This is a genomic window from Kitasatospora sp. NPDC088742 (assembly GCF_055584905.1).
The window spans coordinates 27,780-54,627 of the sequence record NZ_JBVJLD010000047.1 but is presented as its reverse complement, the minus strand read 5'-3'; the positions used below and the strand labels follow the sequence as shown (position 1 = coordinate 54,627).

Below are 26,848 nucleotides of genomic sequence, written 5' to 3'. Positions count from 1 at the left end.
CAGGAGGGGGCGGCCGCTCTCGCGCGTGCTGAGGGTGCGTCAGCCGGTGTGGGCCTCGACCGCGATGATCTTCACCATGGCGCGCTTGCCGTTGGGCAGCTCGTAGTGCGCCTCGTCGCCGATCTTCTTGCCGTCGATCGCCAGGCCCAGCGGGGACTGCGGCGAGTAGACGTCGATGTCGGTGGTGCCCGCCATCTCGCGGGAGCCGATCAGGAACTTCATGGTGTCGTCCTCGTCGCCGTCGAACGCGACGGTGACCACGGTGCCGGGGGCCACGGCGTCGGTGCCGGCCGGGGCCTCGCCGACCTTGGCCCGCTCCAGCAGCTGGGTGAGCTGACGGATGCGCAGCTCGCCCTTGCCCTGGTCGTCGCGGGCGGCGTGGTAGCCCGCGTTCTCCTTGAGGTCACCCTCCTCGCGCGCGGCCTCGATCTTCTGCACGATCTCGGAACGCCAGGTGGTGGTCATGTACTCCAGCTCAGCCTGGAGCTTGTCGTAGCCGGCTTGGGTGAGCCAGGTCACGTTCTCGCTGGTCTGGGTCACGGGTGCTCCTCGCAGGTACAGGGGTAGCGCTGAGGGTTGGGTCAGCAGTCGAACGGTGTCGTACTACAAAGCAACGCCCGGCTTCCGGGCAGGCAGCGCGGAAGGGGCGAAACCACGAGCCTAACAAGTTCCGACCGCGAAGGGGAGGGCGTTACTTCGCAGGAGTGCAGCCCAGCAGTTGTGCGCTGGTGGCCCGGGCGGTGGTGCGCAGGGTGACCACCTCGTCGTAGGTCGACCCCGCGGCGGGCACCTGGAAGTCGTGCAGGCCGACCACGCCGCCGTCCTCGGCCTGGGCCCGCACGGTGCAGACCCCCGCCTTTCCGTCGCTCTTGTGCACGGAGAGCTGGAGCTGCACGGCGCTGTCGGAGACCACCTGGAAGCCGGGCAGCAGTCCGTTCATCTCCGACCCCTTGGAGACGTACGAGTAGCCCAGCCAGCCCACCAGGGCCAGCCCCAGCGCGCCGCAGACCACCCCGAGGGTCCGCAGCCTGCGGTCGGCCTCCCGGTCGGAGGTGCGGCCGTAGCGGCCCTGCGGCACGGCGGCCGCAGCGGGGGCGGAGGTGGCGTCGGGGGTGGTCGTACGTCCGGAGTCCATGGCGGCTCGGTCCTTTCGCGCAGGGGCCGCCGGTCTGCGGGGGGAATGGACGAGCCCTTCGGTCAGTCACTATAGGAGTGGTACGTCCGCGCCGGAGGCGGCGGGGGGAGCGGCCCGATGAACCGGATGAATCCCGGAAGGAACCAGGCGTTGACTGAGCAGTTGCGACTGATGGCGGTGCACGCGCACCCGGACGACGAGTCCAGCAAGGGTGCCGCCACCATGGCGATGTACGTGTCGCAGGGGGTGGACGTCCTGGTCGCCACCTGCACCGGGGGTGAGCGCGGCTCGATCCTCAACCCCAAGCTCCAGGGCGACCCGTGGATCGAGGAGAACATCCACGAGGTGCGCAGCAAGGAGATGGACGCGGCGCGGGAGATCCTCGGCGTCAAGCAGGCCTGGCTCGGCTTCGTCGACTCCGGTCTCCCGGAGGGCGACCCGCTGCCGCCGCTGCCGGAGGGCTGCTTCGGCCTCCAGGACGTGGCCGAGGCCGCCGCGCCGCTGGTCAAGCTGATCCGCGAGTTCCGCCCGCACGTGATCACCACGTACGACGAGAACGGCGGCTACCCGCACCCCGACCACATCATGACCCACAAGATCACCATGGCGGCCTGGGACGCGGCCGGTGACCCGGAGGCCTACCCGGGCCTCGGCGAGCCCTGGCAGCCCTCGAAGCTCTACTACAACGGCTTCAGCATGGGCCGGATCAAGGCCATGCACACCTACCTGACCGAGCACGGCATCGAGTCCCCGTACGGCGAGTGGATCGCCGGCTGGGAGAAGAGCGGCCGCAAGGACCGCGAGGTCACCACCCGGGTGCGCTGCGACGACTGGTTCGAGACCCGGGACCGCGCGCTGATCGCGCACGCCACCCAGATCGACCCGGACGGCCCGTGGTTCCGGGTGCCGCTGGAGATCCAGAAGACGGTCTGGCCGACCGAGGACTACGAGCTGGCCCGCTCCCTGGTCGACACCGACCTGCCGGAGGACGACCTGTTCGCCGGCCTGCGCACCCCGGCCGGCACCGCCGCCTCGGCCTGACGGCGCGACACATTCCACCCCGGTGGCCCGGTCCGTGTAGGGCCGGGCCACCATTGGAGACATGAGCACCCCGATGAGCTACACCGACCTCGCCACCGCGGCCCTCGCCTTCGACAAGGCCAAGGTCACCCCCGGCCTGCTCGGCTTCGTGGTCTTCGCCGCCCTGGGCGTGGCCACCTGGTTCCTGGTCAAGTCCATGAACAAGCAGTTCGGCAGGGTGAACTTCGTCGAGGAGCCCGAGCCCACCGCTGCTCCCGCCGCGTCGGCCGCCCCCGCCGAGCCGGCCAACGGCTGACGGCCGGTCAGCCCGGCAGCAGCCGGGCCAGACCGTCGCGGAGCCAGGTGCGCTCGGTGGAGACGAAGCGGTGCAGGGTGCGGGAGGCGAAGGCGGTGCGCTGGGCGGTGCGCCGCCGTTCGCGGTCGTAGGCGCGCAGCGCCTCCGGTACGCGTCCGGCCCCGTGCCGGACCACCGCCCGGGTCAGCGCCTCGGCGTCCAGGACGGCGGTGCAGGCGCCCTGGCCCAGGTTGGGCGTCATGGCGTGCGCGGCGTCGCCGACCAGGGCCGTCCGGTCGCCGTGGACGAAGCTCGGCAGGGCCGGGTACAGGTGCCGCATCTCGTACCGGAGCCAGCCGGCCGGGTCGGTCCCGGTGAGGATGCGGGGGATCGGGTCGTGCCAGCCTTCGAAGAGCCCGGGCAGGTTGGCGGCGGTGGTGCCCTCGGGGACGGCCGCGTACCAGTTGGTCCGGCCGGGCTCGACCGGGGTCAGACCGAAGAAGCGGCCCCGGCCCCAGGTCTCGCCGTGCAGCTCGCTCTCGAAGTCGGCGATGCCGATCCAGGCCACCGAGCCGATGTTCCGCGGGCCGCTCGCGGCGCCGAAGTCCCTGCGCACCACGCTGCGGATGCCGTCGGCGCCGACCACCAGGTCGTTGGCCGCCCGCAGCTCGGCGGTGTCGGTGACGGCCTCGCCCGCCTTGACCGGCACGTCCCCGAAGTCCTCCAGGGCGGCCAGCAGGGCGTCGATCAAGTACGGGCGGGAGAGCAGCAGTTCGGGCTTGCCCGCCTTCTTCTCGACCCGGTCCAGCGGGAGCCTGGCCAGCACCCGCCCGTCCGGGGTGCGGATCTGCGCGGAGCGGTACGGCACCGCGCGGCGGCGCACCGCCTCGCCCACCCCGAGCCGGTCGAGCGCGTCCTGCGCGGCGGGGTGGAGCGCGAAGGCGGTGCCGTACCGCTCGATCCCGGCGCGGCGCTCCAGCACCGTCACCCGCCAGCCCGCCCCGCGCAGCCCGATCGCGGTCGCCAGCCCGCCGACTCCCGCACCCACCACCACGGCCGTACCCGTCATCGCGCCCCCCGGCGTCGTGTCCGTATGACCCACCACACCTGTGGTACCACGCCTGGGGTAGTTTGGGCAACGCACCGAGGAACGAGGAGAACTGACGGTGAGTGAGAACCGCAGGGGCGCGCTGCGCGACGCCGCGATCCGGGTGCTGGCCGAGGCCGGCGGGCGCGGGCTGACGCACCGTGCGGTGGACGCCGCCGCCGGGCTGCCGCTGGGCACCGCCAAGAACTACTACCCGAGCCGGGACGCCCTGCTCCGCGCCACCGCCGAGCGGATCGTCGAGCAGTACGAGCGCACCACCGCCGAGGTGATGGCCTCCGGCGCCCGCCCCGTCGACCGCGACGGCCTGGCCGCCCTGATGGCCGGACTGCTGCGCAACGTGGCCGGGCCCGGCGCCCCCCGGATGCTCGCCTACCTGGAGCTCCAGGCCGAGGCCGCCCGCCGCCCCTGGCTGGCCGACATCCTGGCCCCGGTCGTCGCCGCCGACTTCGCCGGCTTCGAGCATGCCCAGCGGGCCGCCGGACTCCCCGTCACCCCCCGTCGCGCCGCCACCGTCACCCTCGCCCTGCACGCCGCCATCCCCCAGCTCCTCGGCGGCAATCCCCGGGCGCTGACCGCGGCCGGCCTCGATGACCTGGATCGCTTCGTCCACGGCCTGTTGGAGGCGGTCTACGGGGCCTGAGGGCGGGGCGGGGGCGCCGGGAAACGTGGTCGTTGCCCGCTGGCCACCGGCTCGAAACGGGTCAAGCGGCGCGTCATGTGAACTGTGTCACATTATTTTCTGACGCCGCGTCAGGTCACGCGCGACGCAAGGGAGTCGGTGCTCACATCCGGGCAGGTCCGGATGGTGGTGTGTCAACTCCGGCCGCGCGTCGGGGTATTTGCGGAGTGAAGTCCTCCGCAAGCGAACTCGTTGATAGTCGGCGGGCCTCGTGCCTATGTTGGCTTCACTGCTTGAGGGGCGGCGGGGACGGCCGGAGTCGTCCTCCCCGCGGGCCCCTCGCTCTCCTCCGATGACGCCCTGACCACGGCACCCCCGTGGTTCCTCCGCCGTGCCGCGGCACACCCTGCCGACCGGCGCTGCCCGCTCACCAGGTGAGGAACAAGCCTTGAACACCGAACCCATGCGCTGGACGATCCGGACCCAGCTGCCCGTCGCCTACGAGATCATCGAGACGCCCGGCCTGCTCGACCCCGCCAACCCCGAACTGCTGAGCCTGCCCGGGGGAGCCACCAGCACGGCCACCCGCCTGGTGGTGCTGGACCACTCGATCGACGAGCTGTACGGCGAGCGCATCCGCGCGTACTTCGACGCCAACGACGCACCGGTCAGCTACCTCTCGATGCCGGGCGACGAGGAGAGCAAGTCGATCGGCAACGTCCTCGACGTGGTGGCGAAGCTCAACGAAGTCGGCACCAACCGCCTGAGCAGCCCGCCGGTCGTGATCGGCGGCGGGGTGCTCGCCGACGTGGTCGGGCTGGCCGCGAGCCTGTACCGGCGGGGCATCCCGTACATCCGGGTGCCCACCACCCTGCTCGGCCAGGTCGACGTCAGCGTGGCGGCCAAGACCGGCATCAACTTCGGCGGGTACCGCAACCGGCTGGGCAGCTACAGCCCGCCGCCCCGCACGCTGATCGACCGTGAGTTCCTCGCCACCGTGCCGCACCGTCAGATCCGCAACGGCATGGGCGAGATCTTCAAGATGGCCCTGATCAAGGACCTGCGGCTGTTCGAGCTGCTCGAGGAGTACGGTGCCGACCTGGTCGGGGCGCGGTTCCAGGAGCAGGCGGCCGGCCCGCTCCCGGCGGGGGTGGCGGGCGAGGTGATCGGCCGCGCCATCGCCGGCATGGCGGAGGAGCTCCAGCCCAACCTCTGGGAGAAGGACCTGCGGCGCAGCGTCGACTACGGGCACTCCTTCTCGCCGCTGGTCGAGATGCGCGCGCTGCCCGAGCTGCTGCACGGCGAGGCGGTCGCCATGGACTGCGTCTTCTCCGCCGTGCTGGCCGAGCGGCGCGGCCTGATCGGTACCGCCGACCTGGAGCGGATCACCGCCGCCGCGCTCCGGCTCGGCCTGGCCCCGACCCACCCGCTGTTCTGCGACACCGAGTTGCTCTCCGAGGCGCTGGCCGACACCGTCCGGCACCGGGACGGGAAGCAGAACCTCCCGGCGCTGACCCGGATCGGGGCGGTGACCTTCCTCAACGACCTGACCGAGGCCGAGATCGCGGCCGCCGCCGGGTACATGGGCCGGCTGCTCGACCCGGCCTCCCGGCCCGCCACCGCTGCCGCGGTCGCCGGATGACGGAGGGCGGCGGCCCGGGGCACGACGGGGCGGGGCACGCCGGCCCGTCCGCCGCCGGCCCGGACGGCCTGGCCGGGCGGGTGGTGGTGGTCACCGGCGGCAGCACCGGCATCGGGCGGGCCGCGGGGGCGGCCTTCGCCCGGGCCGGGATGCGCGTGGTGCTGGCCTCCCGGCGCGCCGGGCCGGGCGAGGCGGCGGCGGCCGAGATCACGGCGGCGGGCGGCGAGGCGGGCTTCGTGCCCTGCGACGTCACCGACCCGGCGAGCGTCCGGGAGCTGTTCGCCACCGTCTCCGAGCGGTACGGAGCGGTCCACCACGCCTTCAACAACGCGGGGATCCCGGGCGACGGACGGCTGGTCGACCTGACGCCGGAGCAGTTCGACGCCACCTTCGCGGTCAACACCCGCGGCCTCTGGCTCTGCCTGCGCGAGGAGCTGCGGCTGATGGCGGCCCAGGGGTTCGGCAGCATCGTCAACAACGGTTCGGTGCACGGCTCCCGGACCGTCTTCCCCGGGATCGGCGCCTACGTCACCTCCAAGCACGCGGTGAACGCGCTCACCCGGGTCGCCGCCCTGGAACACGCCCGGGACGGGGTGCGGGTGAACGCGGTCGCGCCGGGCCCGATCGAGACCGAGATGCTGGCCGCCTCCGAGGCGGCGGTCGGCGGGGCCACCACCTGGCGGGGACTGATCCCGTCCGGGGTGATCGGCACCCCGGAGCAGGTCGCCGACGTGGTGCGGTGGCTGTTCTCCGACGCCTCGTCCTACGTCAACGGCCAGGTGATCGCCGTGGACGGCGGGTTCCTGGCGGTCTGACCGTCTTGCCGCCACCGACCTGACGCCGACTCAGAGGAGAGATGCTCATGCAGAATCCGGTGCGGACGTACGACTACGTGGTGGTCGGCGCGGGTGCCGCGGGGTGCGTCCTGGCGGCCCGGCTCAGTGACCGGCCCGAGCGGAGCGTGCTGCTGCTGGAGGCCGGCCCGGCCGACCACGATCCGCGCATCGCCCGGCCGGTGGCCTGGCCGGGCCTGCTCGGCGGTGACCTTGACTGGGGCTACCGCACCGTGCCGCAGGCGGCCCTGAACGACCGTCGGCTCGCCTGGCCGCGCGGACGGGTGCTGGGCGGCTCCGGCGCGATCAACGCCATGGTGCACATTCGCGGCGCCGCCTCCGACTTCGACGCCTGGAGCCGCTGGGGCGGGGCCACCTGGACCGCGGCCGCCTTCCAGCCGTACCTGGAACGGCTGGAGACCGACGCCCGGTCGCCGCGGCCCGGGGCGATCCCGGTCTCCGAGAACACCGCACCGCACCCGTTCACGGCCGACTTCGTGGCCGCCGCCCAGAAGGCGGGGCTGGCCGCCAACCGGGACTTCAACGCCGGCTCCCAGGAAGGCGTCGGCCTGTACCGCACCACCGTCACCGCCGGTGGCGAGCGGCTGCCCGCCCGGCGGGCCAACACCGCCTTCACCCACCTGCGCCCGGTGCTGGACCGGCCCAACCTGACGGTGCTGACCGGCGCCGAGGTGCTGCGGATCGAGGTGCTGGGCGGCCGGGCCCGGAGCATCCGGGTCCGGCAGGGCGGGCAGGTCCGGTCCATCGGCGCGAACACCGAAGTGGTGCTCTGCGCCGGGACGGTGGCCACCCCGCAGCTGTTGCTGCTCAGCGGCATCGGCCCGGCCGACGGCCTGGCCCGGCTGGGGATCGCCGGGACGGTCGACCTGCCGGGCGTCGGCGAGAACCTGCACGACCACGTCCAGGTGTCGCTGGCCTACGACACCGTCACCGGCCACCCGGTCGCCGACCGGTCGAACCTCGGCGAGGCCGGGGGCTTCGTCACCGTGCTGCCGGACTCGCCGGCGCCGGACATCCAGCTCTCCTTCGCCCCGATGAAGGACCTCAACAACGCGTCCCGGCTCGGCTGGGGCTTCACCATCGGCCCGGGCCTCACCCGGCCGCTCAGCCGCGGGCGGCTCACCCTCGACCCCGCCGACCTGTACGGCCATCCACTGATCGATCCCGCCTACCTGGCCGATCCCGCCGACCTGCGCACCCTGGTCCTCGGGGTGCGGCTGGCCCAGGAGATCGCCGCCACCGACCCGCTCGGCTCGCTGCGCGCCGCCCCGGTACCCGAGCCGATGGGCACCCGGGCCGAACTGGAGGAGTTCGTACGGGCCTCCGCACAGACCCAGTTCCACCCGGTCGGGACCTGTCGGTTCGGCCCGGACGACGACCGACTCGCCGTCACCGACCCGGAGTTGAGGGTGCGCGGGGTGGACGGGCTGCGGATCGCCGACGCCTCCGTCATCCCGAGCATGATCACCGGGAACATCCACGCCGCGGTCGCGGCGATCGCCGAACGCGCCGCCGAGTTCATCCAGGAGTCCGCCGCATGAGCCCGTCCGACCCGACACTGCGCTGGGGTGTGCTCGGCGCGACCGCCTACATCAGCGGCCACCTGCTCCCGGCGATCGCCGCCACCCCCGGGTGCCGGGTGGCGGCGGTCGCCAGCCGCCCGGAGCGGCACCGGGAGGCGAAGGAGGTCGCGGCCCGGTACGGCGTGACGGCCCATCAGGACTACGCCGCCCTGGTCGCCGACCCCGGGATCGACGCGGTGTACGTCGCGCTGCCCAACACGGACCACGTCGAGTGGACCGTGCGGGCGCTGGAGGCGGGCAAGCACGTCCTGGTCGAGAAGCCGATGGCGATGACCGAGGACGGGGTGCGCCGGATCGAGCGGGCCGCCGAGGCCGCCTCGCGCACCGCGATGGAGGCCTTCATGTACCGCTTCCATCCGCAGCAGCGCCGCGCCGCCGAACTGCTGGACTCCGGGGAGATCGGCGAACTCCGGCTGGTCCGGGCCGCGTTCGCCTTCGAGATCCCCACCGGCAGCGGCAACATCCGGCTGGACGCCGCGCTCGGCGGCGGCGCCACCTGGGACGTCGGCTGCTACGCGGTCGACGTGCCGCAGCTCTTCTTCGGCCGGGCGCCGGAGCGGGTCGGGGCCCGGTTCGCCGCCCGCGCCGGGCTGGCGGTGGAGACCAGCGCCACCGGCTGGATGGACTTCGGCGACGGCCGGTCCGCGGTGGTGGACTACAGCATCGACTACGGACCGCGGGCCTGGTACGAGTTGCAGGGCACCCGGGGCACCGTCACCGTCCACAACGCCTGGGCGATGGCGGGGGAGGACGGCGCGGTCACCGTGCGGACCGCCGACGGCGTGCGGACCGAGACCGTCCCGGCCGCGAACCACTACCAGCTCCAGGTCGGGGCCTTCGCCCGGGCGGTGGCCGAGGGGCGCCCGGCACCCGTGCCGCTCACGGCCTCGCGCCGGGCCGCCCGGGTCGGGGAGGCACTGGCCCGCTCGGCCGCGGCGGGCGGGCGTGAGGTGGCGACGGCCGACCTGCGCGACGCCCCCGTCCCGGCGGCTGCGGAGTCAGCGCTTGCGGGGCCGAGGTGACGGGCGCGCGCGGCCGGGTGCTCGCCGTACTGGTGCCGGCCTCCGGCGGGCTGCTCTTCGGGTACGGCACCGCCGGGATCGCCGGGGTGCTGCCGCTGGTCTCCGAGCGGTACGGGCTCTCCGCCTGGCTGCAGGGCGTGGTGGTCTCGGCGGCCTTGCTCGGCGCCGCGCTGACCGCGCCCACCAGCGGGCGCTTGGCCGACCGCTTCGGCCGCCGCCCCGTGATCACCGCGGCGGCCTCGGCGTTCGCCCTCGGCACGGTGGTCTCGGCGGGGGCGGACGGCCCGGCCGTCCTGGTGCTCGGCCGCTTCCTGGTCGGCCTCGCGCTCGGGGCGCTCTCCTTCGCGGTGCCGCTCTACCTCGCCGAGATCGCCCCGCCGGCCCGCCGGGGCGCCATGGTGACGGTCAATCAGTTGATGATCACCCTGGGGATGCTGGCCGCCTACCTGGTGCCTTACGTGCTCTCGCCCGACGGCTCCTGGTGGTTGGTGCTGGCGCTCGGGCTGGTCCCGACGGTGGTCCTGCTGGCCGGCATGACGATGGTGCCGGAGTCGCCCTCCTGGCTGGCCGCCGCCGGGCGGGCCGGACCGGCCCGGGCCGCGGCCACCGCCCTCGGCCTGCCGGTCGCCGACCTCCGCCTGCCGGCCACTGCCCTCGGCCTGACGGCCACCGACCTCCGCCTGACGGCCGCTCCGGAGCAGCCGACGGTGCGTCAGGCACCCGCCGTCGGATTCCGCGCGGCGCTCGCCGAGGCGGGGCGCCGACGGGTGGTCCTGGGCCTGGGCGTCGCCGTCCTGGTCCACCTCACCGGCCTCAACACCGCGATCTACTACGCCCCGACGATCCTGGCCGCCGGCGGGCTCACCCACTCCGGTTCGGTGCTCGGCTCGGTGCTGGTCGGCGTCTGCAACCTGGTCGCCTGCCTGGTGACGATGGCGCTGCTCGACCGCAGCGGCCGCCGGCCGCTGATGATCGGCGGGCTCGCCGTGATGGCGGCCACCGCGGCGGCGGTGGCCGCCGCCCAGCTGCTCGGCGCGGGCGGTGCCACCACCGCGCTGCTGCTGTGCGTGTTCATCCTGGCCGGTGCGGTCGGCCCCGCGCCGGTCTTCTGGGTGTTCGCCGCGGAGATCTACCCGCGGCGGGCCCGAGGGGCGCTGATGAGCCTGGCGACGGCGGCCCACTGGGCGGCCGACTTCGTCGTCGCCTCGACCTTCCTGCCGCTGGTCCGGGCGCTGTCGCTGGGCGGGGCCTTCGTCGTCTACGCCGCGGTCACGCTGACCGCGGCGCTGCTGCTGGCCCGGTGGATGCCCGAGACCAAGGGCATCAGCCTGGACGACGTCGACGACGTCGATCTGCGGGCGCAGCCGGTCCGGGTGTGACAGCGTCGGTCCTCTCGTACCGCCTCCAGGAAGGTGACCACCTCTGATGCTCGCCGAACTCCACCCGGGCGGGGCCCGCGCCCTGCTCTTCGACTGGGACGGCACCCTGGTCGACAGTCAGGAAGCCAACTACCGGGCGATGCGCGCGGCGCTGGCCCCGCAGGGGGTGACGCTGGCTCAGGACTGGTTCGACGCCCGGACCGGCCTCTCCTCCGCCGACATGATCCAGACCCTGGCGGCGGAGACCGGCGCCCGGCTCACCGTCCCGGTCGAGGACCTGGTCGCGGACCGCGACCGGCACTTCCTGGCGAACGCGGACCTGATCCGCACGCACGGCCCGGTGGCCGAGGTGGCGCTGGCCTGCCACGGCACGATCCCGTTGGCGGTGGCCTCGGGCGGCGCCCGCCGGATCATCGAGACCACCATGCGGCACCTCGCCCTGGAGCGGCTGTTCAGCACCGTGGTCACCCGTGACGAGGTCTCCCGCGGCAAGCCCGCCCCGGACATCTTCCTCCGGGCCGCCGAGGCCCTGCGGACCGCACCGGCCGACTGCCTGGTGTACGAGGACAGCGACGAGGGCATCGAGGCCGCCCACGCCGCGGGCATGCCGGTCATCGACGTCCGACCGGTGACCCGACCGCGGAGCTGAGCTCCCGCGCGTTCCCGTCCTGAGCACCGCCGGGCTTTGGCCGGGCGCCGCCGCCGACGCTAGGGTGTGGCGCCTCGGCACCGGACTCGGCGGCCGACTCCCCTGGAGCGAGGTGGGGACGGTGCTCATGGACACGGACCGCACGGAGCTGGTGGTCGCCGCGCAGACCGGGGACGGGCGGGCGCGCGAGGCGCTGGTCGCCGCCCACCTGCCGCTGGTCTACAACATCGTCGGGCGGGCGCTGAGCGGTCACGCCGACGTGGACGACGTCGTCCAGGAGACCCTGCTGCGGGTGGTGCGCGACCTGCCCGCCCTGCGCACCCCGGAGAGCTTCCGGTCCTGGCTGGTGGCGATCACGATCCGTCAGATCAGCACCCACCGGCACCGGCAGCGGGTCCTGGCCGACCGGACCGCGGTCATCGAGGAGGCGGAGCGGATACCGGACGCCGCCGCCGTCTCCGAGGACCTGACGGTCCTGCGGCTGCACGTGTCGGACGAGCGCCGCCAGGTCCTCGACGCCGCCCGGTGGCTCGACCGGGACCACCGGGTGCTGCTGGCGCTCTGGTGGCAGGAGGGCACCGGCGGGCTGAGCCGGGCCGAGCTGTCCGCCGCGACCGGGCTGACGACCGCTCACGTCGGGGTCCGCCTGCAGCGCATGCGCGAGCAGCTGGACCTGAGCCGGACGATCGTCGCCGCGCTGGACGCCGACCCGCGCTGCCCGCGGCTGGACCGGACGGTGGCCGGCTGGGACGGGCTGCCCGCGTCGGTGTGGCGCAAGCGGATCGCGCGGCACGTCCGGGACTGCCCGGTCTGCCTGCCGTCGGCGGCGGCGGAGCGGATCCCGGCCGAGCGGCTGCTGCTCGGGGTCGCGCCGCTGGTGGTCCCGGCCGGGCTGGTCACCGCGCTGGTCCTCAAGGGGCTGCTGCCGGGGGCGGCCGCGAGCGCGGCCGGGGTGGCCGCCGGGTCGGTCGTGGCGCCTGCAGCAGCAGGTGGCGGTGCGTCCGGCGTGCTGGCGGCCAAGTTCTCCGCGGTGACCGCGCATCCGCTGGTCGCCCTCGCCACCGGCGCGGTGCTGGTCACCGGGACCGCCACCACCTACGCGCTCTGGCCGGAACCGGCGCCCCCTCGCCCGCCCGTCGTCGCGGCCGCTCCTACGGTCGCCCCTACGGCCGCGCCCACGGCCGGTGCTCCGGCACCGTCCCCGGCGGGTCCGTCCGCCGCGCCGTCTACCGTGCCGTCCGCCGATCCGGCCGTCGTCCCGTTGGGCCTCCAGTCGCTGGAGTCGGCGGACGAGCCCGGCCAGTTCCTCACGTACACCGGCGACTTCGCGGCGCTCGGCCGCCCCGACGCGGCCGGCGGCGCGCAGACCCGGCAGCGCACCGCCTTCACGGTGGTGGCCGGGCTGGCCGACCGAGGGTGCGTCACCTTCCGTGCCGCCGACGGCCGTTACCTGCGCCACCGCGAGCTGCGGCTGCGGCTGAGCACCGACGACGGCAGTGAACTGTTCCGCGAGGACGCCACCTTCTGCCCGCAGCCCGGCGCGGTCCCCGGGTCGGTGACCCTGCGGGCGCACAACTACCCCGGTTCGGTCCTGCGTCACCGCGACGGCGGCGTCTGGCTCGACGGCCCCAACGGCACCCAGGCCTTCGCCGGCCAGGCCTCCTTCCTGGTGCGCGGAGCCCGGGGCTGACGGGTGCGACCGGGGCGGGAGGCCCGGCGTAACGCTTTTCCGCTGCGAGATGCGTCACCGGGAAATCCCGTGTGGGACGCCGTATTTCCGTTACGGGTCCGGTCGCGCGGACGCCTCCCAGGTGTGGGGCGCACCGCGTACCGCTCGGCAGGACGAGCCGGTGCGGCCGGTGCCCCGACTACCCCGAGGTATCCCCGGAAGAAAGCCTTTCCCATGACGCGACACACCCACGAACCCCCGGCCGAGGCGACCGCGCTCGCGGCGCCCAGCAAGGGACGGCACCGGCTCAGCCGGCGTAACCGAATCGTGGCGATAGGAACGTCCGCAGCCGCCGTGGTGGCCGGAGTCGTGGCAATCCTCCCCGAATCCGCCGGAGCCGCCGCCCTGGGCACCCAGGCGGCACCGTCCGGCCGGTACTTCGGCACCGCGGTGGCCGCCGGCCGGCTCGGCGACTCGACCTACGCCGGCATCCTCGGCCGTGAGTTCACCATGGTCACCCCGGAGAACGAGATGAAGTGGGACGCCGTCGAGCCGTCCCGCGGCAACTTCAACTTCAGCGGGGGCGACCGGATCGTCAGCCAGGCCACCGCGAACGGCCAGCGGATGCGCGGCCACACCCTGGTCTGGCACTCCCAACTCCCCAACTGGGTCAGCTCGATCCGCGACGCGAACACCCTGCGCAGTGTGATGAACAACCACATCACCACCGAGGCGGCCCACTACAAGGGCAAGATCTACGCCTGGGACGTGGTCAACGAGGCGTTCGAGGACGGCCCCAGCGGCCGGCACCGCAGCTCGGTCTTCCAGGACGTGCTGGGCGACGGCTTCATCGAGGAGGCGTTCCGGACCGCCCGGACCGCCGACCCGGCGGCCAAGCTCTGCTACAACGACTACAACATCGACAACTGGACCGACGCCAAGACCCAGGGCGTCTACCGGATGGTCAAGGACTTCAAGTCCCGTGGCGTGCCGATCGACTGCGTCGGCCTGCAGAGCCACTTCGGCGCCGGCGGCCCGCCGTCCAACTACCAGACCACCATCTCGAGCTTCGCCGAGCTCGGCGTGGACGTCCAGATCACCGAGCTGGACATCGCCCAGGCCGGCGCCAACCAGTACGCCAGTGCGGTCAACTCCTGCCTGGCGGTGGCCCGTTGCACCGGCATCACGGTCTGGGGCATCCGGGACAGCGACTCCTGGCGCGGCGGTGAGAACCCGCTGCTGTTCGACGGCAAGGGCAACCCCAAGGCCGCCCACACCGCCGTCATCAACGCCTTCAAGTCCGCCTCCGGCGCTGGTGGCGGCGGCGGCAGCACCGGCGGCACGGGCGGTGGGACCACCACCACCGGGGCGATCAAGGGCGTGGCCTCCGGGCGGTGCCTCGACATCAACGGCTCCAGCACCGCCGACAACACCCAGGCCCAGCTGTGGGACTGCCACGGGCAGACCAACCAGCGCTGGACGTACACCTCCGGCAAGCAGCTGATGGTCTACGGCAAGAAGTGCCTGGCCGCCAAGGGCAAGGGCACCGCCAACGGCACCGCGGCGGTCATCCTGGACTGCGACGGCGGCGCCGACCAGCAGTGGAACGCCAACGCCGACGGTTCGATCTCCGGCGTCCGCTCCGGGCTCTGCCTCGACGCCGTGGGCGCGGGCACCGCCAACGGCACCAAGATCCAGCTGCACGCCTGCTGGTCCGGCGGCGGCAACCAGAAGTGGACCGGCCTGGCCGGGGGTTCGACCCCGACCCCGACGCCCACCCCGACCTCGACCGGTACGTGCGCCCTCCCGTCGAGCTACCGCTGGTCCTCCAGCGGCGCGCTGGCGCAGCCGGGCAACGGCTGGGCCGCGGTGAAGGACTTCACCAGCGTCGTGGTGAACGGCAAGCACCTGGTCTACGCGTCGAACGTCAACGGGTCCAAGTACGGTTCGATGATGTTCAGCCCGTTCACCAACTGGTCGGACATGGCCTCGGCCGGCCAGAGCGGGATGAACCAGGCCGCCGTCGCCCCCACCCTGTTCTACTTCGCGCCGAAGAACATCTGGGTGCTGGCCTACCAGTGGGGTCAGTGGCCGTTCATCTACCGCACCTCCAGCGACCCGACCAACCCCAACGGCTGGTCCGCCCCGCAGCCCCTGTTCACCGGCAGCATCACCGGCTCCGGCACCGGCCCGATCGACCAGACGCTGATCGCCGACGACCAGAACATGTACCTGTTCTTCGCCGGTGACAACGGCAAGATCTACCGGGCGAGCATGCCGATCGGGAACTTCCCGGGCAACTTCGGCTCCTCCTACACCACTGTCATGAGCGACACGGACAAGAACCTGTTCGAGGCCCCGCAGGTCTACAAGGTCAAGGGCCAGAACCAGTACCTCATGATCGTCGAGGCCCAGGGTGCGAGCGGGCGTTACTTCCGCTCCTTCACCGCCACCAGCCTGAACGGCACCTGGACCCCGCAGGCCGCCACCGAGAGCAACCCCTTCGCGGGCAAGGCCAACAGCGGCGCCACCTGGACCAACGACATCAGCCACGGCGACCTGATCCGCTCCAACCCCGACCAGACCATGACCATCGACCCCTGCAACCTCCAACTCCTCTACCAGGGCAAGAACCCCTCCGCGACCGGCCCCTACGACCAACTCCCGTACCGCCCCGGCATCCTGACCCTCCAGCACTGACGCCGAGGTGACGAGCACGCGCCGCAGACCCACCGGGCCTGCGGCGCGTCGCTGCGTGCGACGGCGAGGCGGGCACCCGATGCGCGAGGATGGGCGCCATGCCGAACCGTCTCGCGGACGCGACCTCCCCGTACCTGCTGCAGCACGCCGACAACCCGGTCGACTGGTGGCCCTGGGGCCCTGAGGCCTTCGCGGAGGCGGAGCGGCGCGGGGTGCCGGTGCTGCTGAGCGTGGGGTACGCAGCCTGCCACTGGTGTCATGTGATGGCCCATGAGTCCTTCGAGGACGAGGGGGTGGCGGCGTACGCCAACGAGCACTTCGTGGCCGTGAAGGTGGACCGCGAGGAGCGGCCGGACGTGGACGCGGTGTACATGGAGGCGGTGCAGGCGGCGACCGGGCAGGGTGGGTGGCCGATGACGGTGTTCCTGACGCCGGAGAAGGATCCGTTCTACTTCGGGACGTACTTCCCGCCGCAGCCGCGGCACGGCCTGCCGGGCTTCCGGCAGGTGTTGGAGGGGGTGAACTCGGCCTGGCGGGACCGTCGGGACGAGGTCGGCGAGGTGGCCACCCGGATCAGGGCGGACCTGGCGGAGCGGGCCTCGGTGTACGGGGTCGGCAGCGGGGTGCACGAGGCGCCGGGGGCGGAGGAACTGGCGGCCGCGGTGGCCGAGTTGGGGCGGACGTACGACGGGAAGTGGGGCGGGTTCGGCGGGGCGCCGAAGTTCCCGCCGTCGATGGTGGTGGAGTTCCTGCTGCGGCACCACGCCAGGACCGGTTCGGCCGAGGCGCTGGCGATGGCGGAGCGCAGCTGCGAGGCGATGGCGCGCGGCGGGATCTACGACCAGTTGGGCGGCGGCTTCGCCCGGTACGCGGTGGACAACCGCTGGGTGGTGCCGCACTTCGAGAAGATGCTCTACGACAACGCCCTGCTGCTCCGCGCCTACCTGCACCTGTGGCGGACCACCGGCGCCGACCTGCCGCGCCGGATCGCGCTGGAGACCGCCGACTTCCTGCTGCGCGAACTGCGCACCCCCGAGGGCGGGTTCGCCTCCGCGCTGGACGCGGACAGCCTGGACGAGGAGAGCGGGAAGAGCGTTGAGGGGGCGTACTACGCCTGGACGCCGCAGCAGTTGGCCGAGGTGCTGGGGGAGCGGGACGCGGCGGTGGCCGCGACGCTCTTCGAGGTCACCGCGGCGGGCACCTTCGAGCACGGCAGCTCGGTGCTCCAGCTGCTCTCCGACCCGGTGGACGACGTCGCCCACGACCGGATCCGGACGGCGCTGTACGAGGCCCGGCTGAAGCGGCCGGCCCCGGCCCGGGACGACAAGGTGGTGGCGGCCTGGAACGGCCTGGCCGTCGCCGCGCTGGCCGAGACCGGCGCCCTGCTCGACCGCCCCGACCTGGTCGAGGCCGCCGAGCGCGCCGCCGACCTGCTGATCACCGTGCACCTCGGCGAGGACGGCCGGCTGCTGCGCACCTCCCGGGACGGCCGGGCCGGGGCCAACGCGGGCGTGCTGGAGGACTACGCGGACACCGCCGAGGGCTTCCTCGCGCTGTACGCGGTGACCGGCGGGGCCGAGTGGCTCGGGCTGGCCGGCGGGCTGCTGGAGACCGTGCTGACGCACTTCCGTGACGAGGCGTCAGGCGCGCTCTACGACACCGCCGACGACGCCGAGGAGCTGATCCGCCGCCCGCAGGACCCGACCGACAACGCCACCCCCTCCGGCTGGACGGCCGCCGCCCAGGCGCTGCTGACCTACGCCGCGTACACCGGCTCCGACCGCCACCGGACGGCGGCCGAGGGGGCGCTGGGCATCGTCGGCGCACTGGGCGGCCGGGCGCCGCGGTTCGTCGGCTGGGGCCTGGCCGCTGCCGAGGCGCTGGCCGACGGGCCGCGCGAGGTGGCCGTGGTCGGCCCGGACGGCGACGCCGGGCGCGCGCTGCTGCACCGGACGGCGCTGCTCGGTACCGCGCCGGGCGCCGTGGTCGCGGTCGGGGAGCCCGGCTCCTCCGAGGTGCCGCTGCTGGCCGGCCGGCCGCTGGTGGGCGGGGCGGCGGGGGCGTACGTCTGCCACCACTTCGTCTGCGAGGCGCCGGTGGCGGAGGCGGCCGGGCTGGCGGCGAAGGTCGGGGCGCGGACCTCCGGTAATGAGGATGCGTGAAGCCCGGTTGATCAGGCAGGATGCGGCATGACCTGGACCCTCTCCTCCTCCCTGGACGACTTCCGGACAAACGCGGGTGACTTCCTGGCGGCCCATCCCGCCGAGAACACCGTCCTGCTGACGCTGGTGCACAACCTCACCCAGAGCGGCCTGCACGTCTTCGGCGAGGCCGACCCGTGGTTCGGCTGGTGGCGGCCGGAACCGGACGCACCGGTGGCCGGCGTCTTCTGCCGGACGCCGCCGTTCCCGGTCCGGCTCAGCACCATGCCGCCCGAGGCGGCGGCCGAGCTGGCGACGGCGCTCGCCCGGGCCGGGCGGGAGGTGCCGGCCGTCGGCGGCGGGCTCGTCGCGGCGCGGGCCTTCGCCGAGGCCTGGGAGCGGGAGACCGGGATCGAGAGTCTGGTCAAGACCAACGAACGGCTGTACCGGCTGGGTGAGTTGACCGATCCCTCGCCACTGCCGCAGGGCTCCGTCCGGCTCGCCGCCCCGGACGAGACCGACCTGCTGGTGGACTGGTTCACCGCCTTCGTGGCCGAGGCCGAGGTCGGCATCCCGGGCGAGAACCACCGGCCCACCGTGGAGCGGCGGATCGCCCGCGGCGGCCTGCACGTCTGGGAGCACGAGGGCCAGGTGGTCTCCTTCGCGGGCGTCAGCGACGTCATCGCCGGGATGTCCCGGATCGGGCCCGTCTACACCCCGCCGCAGCACCGCGGCCACGGCTACGCCAGCGGCGTGGTCGCGGCCGGCTCCGCCCACGCGCTCGCCGCCGGCGCGGCGGAGGTGCTGCTCTACACGGACCTGGCCAACCCCACCAGCAACTCGATCTACCAGAAGCTCGGCTACCGCCCGGTCGAGGACTGCGTCTCCATCGACTTCGCCTGACGCGGGGCGCCCTTGGCAGGTGGCTACCCCGGGGGCGCGGGGCACTGCGCAAATCGGAAGGCGGCTCACGTGCAACTGACCCACTGTGAGCCAGTTGCAGGTGCTGCCGCTCCCCTGCGCGCCCCGCGGCGGAGCCGCAGATCAGCAGAGCCTCGCGCCCCCGGGGCGCTGCCCTGCCGGCCCGCCGCCCTGCGGGCCGGCTACTCCCAGTCCCAGCGGATGCCCAGCAGGCAGGGGCCGAGCGGGCCGGCCACCAGGTGGACGCAGTGGTGGCCGTCGAGGGTCAACTCCTCGGTTTCGTACGGTGGTTCGCCGGGTGCCCGGCTGGCGAAGCGATGGCAGCGGACGGGCAGTGCGGCCGGGTGGAAGGTGACCTGGAGGACGTACTGCCCCGCGCCGGAGTTGAAGCCGCGGACGTACTCGGTGGAGGGCACCGCCGCCGGGGCGTCGTCGAATCCGTACCCCAGCAGATGGGTGTCCCCGGTCCGCAGGCGGCGGTCCAACAGCAGTTCCGCGACCAGTAGTTCGGCCTCGGGGTCGCGCCGTACCCGCCCGGGGCGGCAGTTCTCCTCGCCCCGGACCCGCACCGCGCCGATGTCGCACCCCGGATCCCCCTGGTAGAGCGCCAGGTAGCGGTCGATCCCGTCGCGGTGCGCCCGCAGGGCGTGCTGCGAGTCGCGGCGGACCATCTGCCGGTCGGCGCCGATCCGCACCCGTTCGATGTGGGTGATGGTGTGCAGGCCGGTGTCGGGCGGCGAGGCGATGGTGGCTAGCAGGCCGTCCACGGCCAGGGCCGGTGCGATCAGGTCGCGGTACGGCCGGGTGGCGGGCCCGGCGGACTCGACGGGGGCCTGGCGGGGGCCGAGCAGCCGGGTCAGGGAGTGCTCGGGGAGTTCCAGCACCTCCTCCAACACCCGTACCGCGCGCAGGGATTCGGGCCGCTCGGGGCGGCGGCGGCCCTGTTGCCAGTAGCTCAGGCTGGTCACCCCGACCTGGACGCCGCGCTGCGCCAGGTGCAGCCGTAGGCGGTGCAGGGCGAGGCCGCGGGCGGTGATGGCGGCGCGGAGGGCGAGGTGGAACGGGCCGGTGCGGAGGGCGGTGGCGAGCTCGGGTTGGACGGTCTGCTGCACGGCGGGCTCCCGTCTGTCGGGTTGACCGTGAATATTCACACGCCGGTGGCGAGTTGTCACCGGTCCGGACGTGTTGACGTGCGGAGGGCGCCGGCCGTGTTCACAGCGCGCGGGGCCTCGTTCACAGCCCCTCCGGGGCCCTGACGAGGTGCGTTGACCGGCTCCCGTCATGGGCCGATGCTCACTGCACCGCGCCCCATCGCGGTGCCCCCACATCCCCTCTCCTGCGGGAACGCAAGGAGGAGAAGCCCATGCAGATCTCCAGTACCCGCCTGCGCCGTGCGGTCGCCGCACTCGCGCTGGGCGTCCTCGCCCCCACCCTGGTGGCCGCCACCGGCACGCCGGCCCAGGCCGCCACCACCCCGCAAGCCGCGCCCCAGGCCCGGTCGGCCACCGCCCAGGCTCCCGGTGCCGTCACGGCGCTCGGGGTGCGCAAGCTCAACCTCACCATGCAGCAACAGCAGCAGGACAACTGGTGCTGGGCGGCGAGCGGCAACACCATCGCCACCTACTTCGGCTACACCTACAGCCAGAACCAGTTCTGCAACGCCGCGTTCAACCGCTCGATCAACTCCAGCTGCCCCAACAACCAGGCCAACCTCGCGAACGTGCAGACGGCGCTGCGCTACATCGGCATCAACTCCGGTTCGTACGTGACGGGTTACCTGCGCTACAGCACGGTGCAGACCGAGATCGACGCCAACCGGCCGATCGAGACCCGCATCCAGTGGTCCTCCGGCGGCGGCCACATGCACGTGCTCTACGGCTACGACACCGGCAACAACTGGGTCTACTGGGGCGACCCGTGGCCCTCCAACTACCGCTACAACTGGGCGGACTACAACTACTACGTCAACAACAACACGTTCTCCTGGACCCACTCCCTCTACCGGATCGGCGCCTGAGGAGACGACCATGACCGACACCATCCGTAAGCAAGCCTCCCGGCTCGCGGCCGCCACCGTGCTGGCCGCCACCCTCGGCCTGGCCGCCGCCCCGCTCGCCCAGGCGGCCGATCCCGGTGCCGCTCCCGCCCAGCTCGCCCCCACCGAGCTGAGCGCGGCCCGCGGCGCGGCCCAGTCCCCGTCCGTGCTCGACCAGTTGGGCCGGTTCTTCGCCCGCAAGGGCGTCCCGCCGAACCAGTCGCTGGCGCTCTCCCCGGCCGACGAGGCCAAGGCCGCCGCCGAGGCCGCACCCCGGCTGAGCGGTGACACCGTCCCGGTCTACCTGCTGGACCCGGGCTTCGTGGCCGGCACGCCGGGCGCCCCGGTGGCCCGGGCGGAGTACACCGCCAGCAAGGCCGTGGCGGCCGACGGCCAGGTGGCCTCGGTCTGGACGGCCAAGCAGGGCGCGAACTGGCGGGTCGTCAACATCGCCACCGGCGGCGACGAGACCGACTACGCGGCCCAGGCCGTGGCGGGCGGTGGCGGCACCGCCTTCCGCGAGCCGCAGATCGATGCCTGGTACGTGCTGCGCGGGGGCAGGGTGCTCCCGCTGGACGAGGACGCCCGCAAGGCGGTCGGCGCCGGGGTCTCGCTGGCCGACTACCAGCGCCAGGTGAAGCAGCGCTACGGCGACAAGCTGCCCGGCTCGGTCTACGACCGGGACGGCAGGGGCGGCGGCTACCAGGCCGCTCCGGTGGCGGAGCCGGGCGGCCCGTCGCTGCTGACGGCGGGCACGGCGGGCGCGGCCCTGCTGGCCACCGCCCTGACCGGCCTCGGTCTGCGCAGCAGGGCACGGCGCAGGGCCCGCGGGTAGCGGGGGCCGGACGGGAACGAGGACGCGGCGCCGGGAGACCGGCACCGCGTCCTCGGTCTTTTTTGACGAAGCGTTGACCCCTCGTTCGCCTTCCTGCCGGTCCGGCATGTCACCGTGTGTGCCGTCGGAGTCCCGTTGGGTGTCAGGAGAGGAGCGGGGAGCAGATGGCGGTGAGGTACACGGGGACGCTGGTCGCGGTCGCGGCGGCGTTGGCCGTCGTGCTGGCCTACGTGCTGGGCGGACCGAGGATGGTCTGGATCGTGGCGGCGGCCGAGGTGGCGCTGGTGATGATGGACGTGGCCCGCCGGTTCAAGGTGCGGTCGATGCACCGCAGAGCGGCCGTCCGGCCGGAGGCCGACCACTGCGAGCAGTGCGCCCGGGCCCGGCGGCGGTTGGAGGGCCGCACGGCCCGTTGAGCGGACCCCGGGACTGACGGGGCCTCAGTGGGCGACGCTGTACGCGACGAGGGAGACCCCGACGTACTGCGTGATGAACGCCCCCAGGGTGAAGGCGTGGAAGACCTCGTGGAAGCCGAACCAGCGTGGTGAGGGGTTCGGCTTCTTGAGTCCGTACACCACGCCGCCCACGCTGTAGAGCACGCCGCCGACGAGCATCAGGACCAGCACCGCGACTCCGCCGGTGCGCAGGAAGTCGGGCAGGAAGAAGACCGCCGCCCACCCCAGGGCCAGGTAGCACGGGGTGTAGAGCCAGCGTGGCGCGCCGACCCAGAAGACCCGGAAGGCGATCCCGGCCAGGGCTCCGCCCCAGACCAGCCAGAGCAGCACCTGCTGCCGGCCGCCGTCCAGCAGCAGGATGGTGAACGGGGTGTACGAGCCCGCGATGATCAGGAAGATGTTCGCGTGGTCGAGCCGGCGCAGGATCGCGTCGCCGCGCGGGCCCCAGTCGAAGCGGTGGTAGACCGCGCTCACCCCGAAGAGCATCCAGGCGCTGATCGAGTACACGGTGCAGGCGATCCGGGCCGGGGTCGAGCCCGCCAGACAGATCAGCACGATGCCGGCGGCCACCGAGGCCGGGAACATCCCCGCGTGCAGCCATCCGCGCCACTTGGGCTTGATCTCGGCCAGGGCCTGGGTCAGAACGTCCGTCATGGCCAGATCGTACCTACGGTCCCGTAGGTTACCAACACGTAGGAAGTGATGATCGCCACCTTTGTACGTTCTGGAGTGTTCGAGGGTGGCACTCGAAGGTTCGAGGAGGGACGGCGGAGCCTTGTTACCCGTCAGTACTTAGACAAGGAGGCGTAAAAATTGCGCCAATGACGCCTCTGTGCCGTGTTACGGCCTTGAGGGCGGAGCTACGGTGTAGACACCCTCAACCACCGCGACGCCGTCTCCCCGACGAGATGGCGTGAAACGGAGCGATCGTGTCGAACGAGATCTCTGCGCTCAGCGCAACCGCGCCGACCCGTCACAAGCGCCTGCTCGCCTGGGTGAGCGAGATCGCGGAGCTGACCCAGCCGGACGCCGTCGTCTGGTGCGACGGCTCGGAGGAGGAGTACCAGCGCCTCGCCGACCAGCTGGTGGCCCAGGGCACCTTCACCAAGCTCAACCAGGAGAAGCGGCCCAACTCCTACTACGCCGCGTCCGACCCGACCGACGTCGCCCGGGTCGAGGACCGCACCTACATCTGCTCCGAGCAGGAGAAGGACGCCGGCCCGACCAACAACTGGAAGGCCCCCGCCGAGATGCGGGAGCTGTTCACCGGCGCCGAGGGCCTCTTCAAGGGCGCGATGAAGGGCCGCACGATGTACGTCGTGCCGTTCTCCATGGGCCCGGTCGGCTCCCCGCTGGCCGCGTACGGCGTCGAGATCACCGACTCCGCCTACGTCGCCGTCTCCATGCGCGTGATGACCCGGATGGGCCAGGCCGTGCTCGACCAGCTCGGCGAGGACGGCGAGTTCGTCAAGGCCGTGCACACCGTCGGCGCCCCGCTGGCCGAGGGCCAGGCGGACGTCCCGTGGCCGTGCAACAGCACCAAGTACATCTCGCACTTCCCGGAGACCCGCGAGATCTGGTCCTACGGCTCCGGCTACGGCGGCAACGCCCTGCTCGGCAAGAAGTGCTACGCGCTGCGGATCGCCTCCACCATGGCCCGCGACGAGGGCTGGCTGGCCGAGCACATGCTCGTCCTCAAGCTCACCCCGCCGACCGGCGCCGAGCCCAAGTACATCGCGGCCGCCTTCCCGTCCGCGTGCGGCAAGACCAACCTGGCGATGCTCCAGCCGACCATCCCGGGCTGGAAGGTCGAGACCATCGGCGACGACATCGCCTGGATGCGGTTCGGCGCCGACGGCCAGCTCTACGCCATCAACCCGGAGGCCGGCTTCTTCGGCGTCGCCCCGGGCACCGGCACCGACACCAACGCCAACGCGATCGACACCCTCTGGGGCAACACGGTCTTCACCAACGTCGCGCTGACCGACGACGGCGACGTCTGGTGGGAGGGCCTGACCGACGAGCCGCCGGCCCACCTGACCGACTGGCGCGGCAACGACTGGACCCCCGAGTCCGGCACCCCCGCCGCCCACCCCAACGCCCGCTTCGCCGTCCCGGCCGCGCAGTGCCCGACCATCGCGCCGGAGTGGGAGGACCAGGGCGGCGTGCCGATCTCGGCCATCCTGTTCGGCGGCCGCCGGGCCACCGCCGTCCCGCTGGTCACCGAGTCCTTCGACTGGCAGCACGGCGTCTTCCTGGGCGCCAACATCGCCTCCGAGAAGACCGCCGCCCAGGAGGGCACCGTCGGCGAGCTGCGCCGCGACCCGTTCGCGATGCTGCCGTTCTGCGGCTACAACATGGGCGACTACTTCGCCCACTGGCTGAAGCTCGGCGCCGAGGCCGACGCCGCGAAGCTGCCGAAGATCTACTACGTCAACTGGTTCCGCAAGAACGCCGGTGGCGACTTCGTCTGGCCCGGTTACGGCGAGAACGCCCGGGTGCTGAAGTGGATCGTCGAGCGCCTGGAGGGCACCGGCGCCGGCGTCGAGACCCCGATCGGCGTGCTGCCGACCGTCGAGGGCTTCGACCTCAAGGGCCTGGAGATCGCCGACGCCGACCTCGACCTGCTGTTCTCGGTCGACAAGGACATCTGGCGCCAGGAGGCCGCGCTGGTCCCCGCCCACCTGGAGCTGTTCGGCGAGCACACGCCGAAGGCGCTCTGGGACGAGTACGAGGCGCTGGTCGACCGCCTGGGCTGAGCCCGGGTGAGCTGACGCGGCGTCACAGAACGGCCGGAGCCCCGACCGTACGATCCCAACCCTCTGGGGATCGTCCGGTGCGGGGCTCCGGCCGTTCGGCGTACCGGGACTACGGCTGGGCGTAGCCGGAGAGGAAGTCGCCGATCCGGGTGACGGCGTCGGTGATCTCCTCCGGTCGGGGCAGGGTGACCAGCCGGAAGTGGTCCGGTTCGGGCCAGTTGAAGCCGGTGCCCTGGACGATCAGCATGTGCTTGGCCCGGAGCAGGTCCAGCACCATCTGCGCGTCGTCCTTGATCTTGTAGACCTGCGGGTCCAGCCGGGGGAAGGCGTAGAGCGCGCCCTTGGGCTTGACGCAGCTGACCCCCGGGATCTGGTTGAGCAGCTCGTACGCCGCGTCCCGGGACTCCAGCAGCCGGCCGCCGGGCAGCAGCAGGTCCTTGATCGACTGCCGGCCGCCGAGCGCCGCGGCCACCGCGTGCTGGGCGGGCATGTTGGCGCACAGCCGCATGCTGGCCAGCACGGTCAGGCCCTCGATGTAGCTGGCCGCCCGGTGCCGGTCGCCGGAGAGCACCATCCAGCCGGAGCGGAAACCGGCCACCCGGTAGGACTTGGACATGCCGTTGAAGGTCACGCAGAACAGATCCGGCGCCAGGGTGGCCAGCGGGACGTGCACCGCGTCGTCGTAGAGGATCTTGTCGTAGATCTCGTCCGCGTAGAGCACCAGCTTGTGCCGGCGGGCGATCTCGACGATCCCCTCCAGCACCTCCTGGGGGTACACCGCACCGGTCGGGTTGTTCGGGTTGATCACCACGATGGCCCTGGTCCGGTCGGTCACCTTGGCCTCGATGTCCGCCAGGTCCGGGTACCACTCGGACTGCTCGTCGCAGCGGTAGTGCACGGCCGTGCCGCCGGCCAGCGAGACCGAGGCGGTCCACAGCGGGTAATCCGGGGCGGGTACGAGCACCTCGTCGCCGTCGTCCAGCAGGGCCGTCATGGCGAGCTGGATCAGCTCCGAGACGCCGTTGCCGAGGAAGACGTCCTCCACCGTGAGGCCGTGCAGGCCGCGCTCCTCGTAGTGCATCACGATGGCGCGGCGGGCCGAGAGCAGGCCCTTGGAGTCGCCGTAGCCGTGCGCGGAGGAGAGGTTCTTCAGGATGTCCTGGAGGATCTCGGGGGGCGCCTCGAAGCCGAAGGCGGCGGGGTTGCCGGTGTTCAGCTTGAGGATGCGATGGCCCTGGTCCTCCAGTCGCATCGCCTCGTCGAGTACCGGGCCGCGGATGTCGTAACAGACATTGGCGAGCTTGCTGGACTGGATGACCTGCATGCTCGGTAATGCTACGGCCGGGAGGCCCCGGTTCCGCAGTGGCCTTGCCCACAGCGTCAGGTGTTCTGGGAGGCTGTGGCCCATGACGGCGATTCTGGGCGGGGCGCTGGCGGGGCTGGTCGCGGTGGTGTGGGTGCGGTGGGCGGTGGCCCGCTGGGCGGTGCCCTACGAGGGGGAGACGGCGCGGCCGGTGCCGCTGTGGGCGCAGGCCGCCGTGACGGTGGCGGTGGGCGCCGCGGTCGGGTACGGGTACGGGGCGCCCGGCTGGCCGGTGCTGGTCTGGCTGGCCCTGCTCGGGGTGCCGCTCGGCCTGATCGACGCCTCGGTGCACCGGCTGCCCGATGTGCTCACCCTCCCGCTGGCCCTCGGCACCGCCGCCCTGCTGGCCCTGACGGAACGTCAGTCCCTGCTCCGCTGCCTGCTCGCGGCCCTGGCCCTGGGCCTCGGCTTCGCCGTCCTGGCCCTGCTGGTCCCGATCGGCCTCGGCGACGCCAAGCTGGCCCCCAGCCTGGGCGCCCTGCTGGCCGTCACCGGCTGGTCCACCGTGCTGGCCGGGCTGCTGTACACCGTCCTGCTGGCGGGAGTCTGGGCGGTCACCCTGCTGGCCACCCGCCGGGCCGGGCGCCAGGACGACCTGGCCTTCGGCCCGCCGCTGCTGCTCGGCACGCTGCTCGCCGTCCTGCTGACCGGTTGACGGGCCGTC

General features: G+C 72.9%; 24 protein-coding genes. 18 read left to right on the top strand and 6 right to left on the bottom strand.

Features of this window, described 5'->3' with window-relative positions; translation table 11 throughout:
- Positions 1-39 precede the first annotated feature (39 nt).
- Positions 40-540 (bottom strand): transcription elongation factor GreA, encoded by a 501-nt coding sequence (gene greA / locus ACZ6ZR_RS29725; protein WP_465647526.1) that lies wholly within the window; start codon positions 538-540, stop codon positions 40-42.
- 151 nt (positions 541-691) lie between these two features.
- The gene (locus ACZ6ZR_RS29720) at positions 692-1,135 is read right to left on the bottom strand and encodes a DUF4307 domain-containing protein (RefSeq protein WP_465647524.1); all 444 of its coding nucleotides are present in this window, start codon (positions 1,133-1,135) and stop codon (positions 692-694) included.
- Positions 1,136-1,285: 150 nt separating this feature from the next.
- On the opposite strand from ACZ6ZR_RS29720, the gene mca reads away from it, so the two are divergent.
- Both mca and ACZ6ZR_RS29710 read left to right on the top strand, forming a co-directional pair.
- On the top strand, positions 1,286-2,176 hold the full coding sequence (mca, locus tag ACZ6ZR_RS29715) for a mycothiol conjugate amidase Mca (RefSeq protein ID WP_465647522.1): 891 nt from the start codon (positions 1,286-1,288) through the stop codon (positions 2,174-2,176).
- Between the two features lie 61 nt (positions 2,177-2,237).
- Positions 2,238-2,471: a hypothetical protein gene (locus ACZ6ZR_RS29710; RefSeq protein ID WP_465647520.1), complete on the top strand. Its 234-nt coding sequence runs from the start codon at positions 2,238-2,240 to the stop codon at positions 2,469-2,471.
- A gap of 7 nt (positions 2,472-2,478) precedes the next feature.
- On the opposite strand, the gene ACZ6ZR_RS29705 is transcribed toward ACZ6ZR_RS29710, so the two are convergent.
- Positions 2,479-3,519, bottom strand: a complete 1,041-nt coding sequence (locus tag ACZ6ZR_RS29705) for an FAD-dependent oxidoreductase (protein ID WP_465647518.1) — start codon at positions 3,517-3,519, stop codon at positions 2,479-2,481.
- A 97-nt stretch (positions 3,520-3,616) separates the two neighbouring features.
- Between ACZ6ZR_RS29705 and ACZ6ZR_RS29700 the strand changes: the two genes are divergently transcribed.
- The 11 genes from ACZ6ZR_RS29700 (at position 3,617) to ACZ6ZR_RS29650 (ending at position 18,719) form a co-directional block, all read left to right on the top strand.
- Entirely contained in the window at positions 3,617-4,198 is a 582-nt protein-coding gene (locus ACZ6ZR_RS29700) for a TetR/AcrR family transcriptional regulator (protein ID WP_465647516.1), read from the top strand.
- A 427-nt stretch (positions 4,199-4,625) separates the two neighbouring features.
- Positions 4,626-5,819: a sedoheptulose 7-phosphate cyclase gene (locus ACZ6ZR_RS29695; RefSeq protein WP_465647514.1), complete on the top strand. Its 1,194-nt coding sequence runs from the start codon at positions 4,626-4,628 to the stop codon at positions 5,817-5,819.
- Positions 5,816-6,634, top strand: coding sequence for an SDR family NAD(P)-dependent oxidoreductase (locus tag ACZ6ZR_RS29690; protein ID WP_465647512.1), 819 nt, complete (start codon positions 5,816-5,818; stop codon positions 6,632-6,634). Before ACZ6ZR_RS29695 ends, ACZ6ZR_RS29690 begins: the two co-directional genes overlap by 4 nt.
- Positions 6,635-6,681: 47 nt before the next feature.
- A complete protein-coding gene (locus tag ACZ6ZR_RS29685; protein WP_465647510.1) occupies positions 6,682-8,214 on the top strand; it encodes a GMC family oxidoreductase in 1,533 nt (510 codons plus the stop codon).
- A complete protein-coding gene (locus ACZ6ZR_RS29680; RefSeq protein ID WP_465647508.1) occupies positions 8,211-9,278 on the top strand; it encodes a Gfo/Idh/MocA family protein in 1,068 nt (355 codons plus the stop codon). Before ACZ6ZR_RS29685 ends, ACZ6ZR_RS29680 begins: the two co-directional genes overlap by 4 nt.
- Complete coding sequence (locus ACZ6ZR_RS29675) at positions 9,275-10,657, top strand: sugar porter family MFS transporter (RefSeq protein WP_465647506.1); 1,383 nt, start codon at positions 9,275-9,277, stop codon at positions 10,655-10,657. The genes ACZ6ZR_RS29680 and ACZ6ZR_RS29675 overlap by 4 nt, the downstream gene beginning before the upstream one ends.
- Positions 10,658-10,703: 46 nt before the next feature.
- Positions 10,704-11,306 carry an HAD family hydrolase gene (locus ACZ6ZR_RS29670; RefSeq protein ID WP_465647504.1) on the top strand — a complete coding sequence of 201 codons (603 nt, stop codon included), beginning with the start codon at positions 10,704-10,706 and terminating at the stop codon, positions 11,304-11,306.
- A gap of 127 nt (positions 11,307-11,433) precedes the next feature.
- Entirely contained in the window at positions 11,434-12,996 is a 1,563-nt protein-coding gene (locus ACZ6ZR_RS29665; RefSeq protein ID WP_465647502.1) for a sigma-70 family RNA polymerase sigma factor, read from the top strand.
- A gap of 213 nt (positions 12,997-13,209) precedes the next feature.
- Positions 13,210-15,675: a non-reducing end alpha-L-arabinofuranosidase family hydrolase gene (locus ACZ6ZR_RS29660; RefSeq protein ID WP_465647500.1), complete on the top strand. Its 2,466-nt coding sequence runs from the start codon at positions 13,210-13,212 to the stop codon at positions 15,673-15,675.
- 98 nt (positions 15,676-15,773) lie between these two features.
- Positions 15,774-17,837 carry a thioredoxin domain-containing protein gene (locus ACZ6ZR_RS29655; RefSeq protein ID WP_465647498.1) on the top strand — a complete coding sequence of 688 codons (2,064 nt, stop codon included), beginning with the start codon at positions 15,774-15,776 and terminating at the stop codon, positions 17,835-17,837.
- A 27-nt stretch (positions 17,838-17,864) separates the two neighbouring features.
- Positions 17,865-18,719, top strand: a complete 855-nt coding sequence (locus ACZ6ZR_RS29650) for a GNAT family N-acetyltransferase (RefSeq protein WP_465647496.1) — start codon at positions 17,865-17,867, stop codon at positions 18,717-18,719.
- A gap of 200 nt (positions 18,720-18,919) precedes the next feature.
- Here the strand turns inward: ACZ6ZR_RS29650 and ACZ6ZR_RS29645 are convergent, their stop codons facing one another.
- Positions 18,920-19,849, bottom strand: coding sequence for a hypothetical protein (locus ACZ6ZR_RS29645; RefSeq protein WP_465647494.1), 930 nt, complete (start codon positions 19,847-19,849; stop codon positions 18,920-18,922).
- Between the two features lie 251 nt (positions 19,850-20,100).
- On the opposite strand from ACZ6ZR_RS29645, the gene ACZ6ZR_RS29640 reads away from it, so the two are divergent.
- The 3 genes from ACZ6ZR_RS29640 (at position 20,101) to ACZ6ZR_RS29630 (ending at position 22,023) form a co-directional block, all read left to right on the top strand.
- Positions 20,101-20,754 carry a papain-like cysteine protease family protein gene (locus ACZ6ZR_RS29640; protein WP_465647492.1) on the top strand — a complete coding sequence of 218 codons (654 nt, stop codon included), beginning with the start codon at positions 20,101-20,103 and terminating at the stop codon, positions 20,752-20,754.
- A gap of 10 nt (positions 20,755-20,764) precedes the next feature.
- Positions 20,765-21,607, top strand: a complete 843-nt coding sequence (locus tag ACZ6ZR_RS29635) for a hypothetical protein (RefSeq protein WP_465647490.1) — start codon at positions 20,765-20,767, stop codon at positions 21,605-21,607.
- A gap of 164 nt (positions 21,608-21,771) precedes the next feature.
- Positions 21,772-22,023 (top strand): hypothetical protein, encoded by a 252-nt coding sequence (locus ACZ6ZR_RS29630; protein ID WP_465647489.1) that lies wholly within the window; start codon positions 21,772-21,774, stop codon positions 22,021-22,023.
- A 24-nt stretch (positions 22,024-22,047) separates the two neighbouring features.
- On the opposite strand, the gene trhA is transcribed toward ACZ6ZR_RS29630, so the two are convergent.
- A complete protein-coding gene (gene trhA, locus ACZ6ZR_RS29625; protein ID WP_465647487.1) occupies positions 22,048-22,716 on the bottom strand; it encodes a PAQR family membrane homeostasis protein TrhA in 669 nt (222 codons plus the stop codon).
- Positions 22,717-22,991: 275 nt separating this feature from the next.
- Here trhA and ACZ6ZR_RS29620 point away from each other — a divergent pair, with 275 nt between their 5' ends.
- Positions 22,992-24,821: a phosphoenolpyruvate carboxykinase (GTP) gene (locus ACZ6ZR_RS29620; RefSeq protein WP_465647485.1), complete on the top strand. Its 1,830-nt coding sequence runs from the start codon at positions 22,992-22,994 to the stop codon at positions 24,819-24,821.
- Between the two features lie 109 nt (positions 24,822-24,930).
- Here the strand turns inward: ACZ6ZR_RS29620 and ACZ6ZR_RS29615 are convergent, their stop codons facing one another.
- Entirely contained in the window at positions 24,931-26,145 is a 1,215-nt protein-coding gene (locus tag ACZ6ZR_RS29615) for a pyridoxal phosphate-dependent aminotransferase (RefSeq protein ID WP_465647483.1), read from the bottom strand.
- 82 nt (positions 26,146-26,227) lie between these two features.
- On the opposite strand from ACZ6ZR_RS29615, the gene ACZ6ZR_RS29610 reads away from it, so the two are divergent.
- On the top strand, positions 26,228-26,839 hold the full coding sequence (locus ACZ6ZR_RS29610) for a prepilin peptidase (protein WP_465647481.1): 612 nt from the start codon (positions 26,228-26,230) through the stop codon (positions 26,837-26,839).
- Positions 26,840-26,848: the final 9 nt, after the last annotated feature.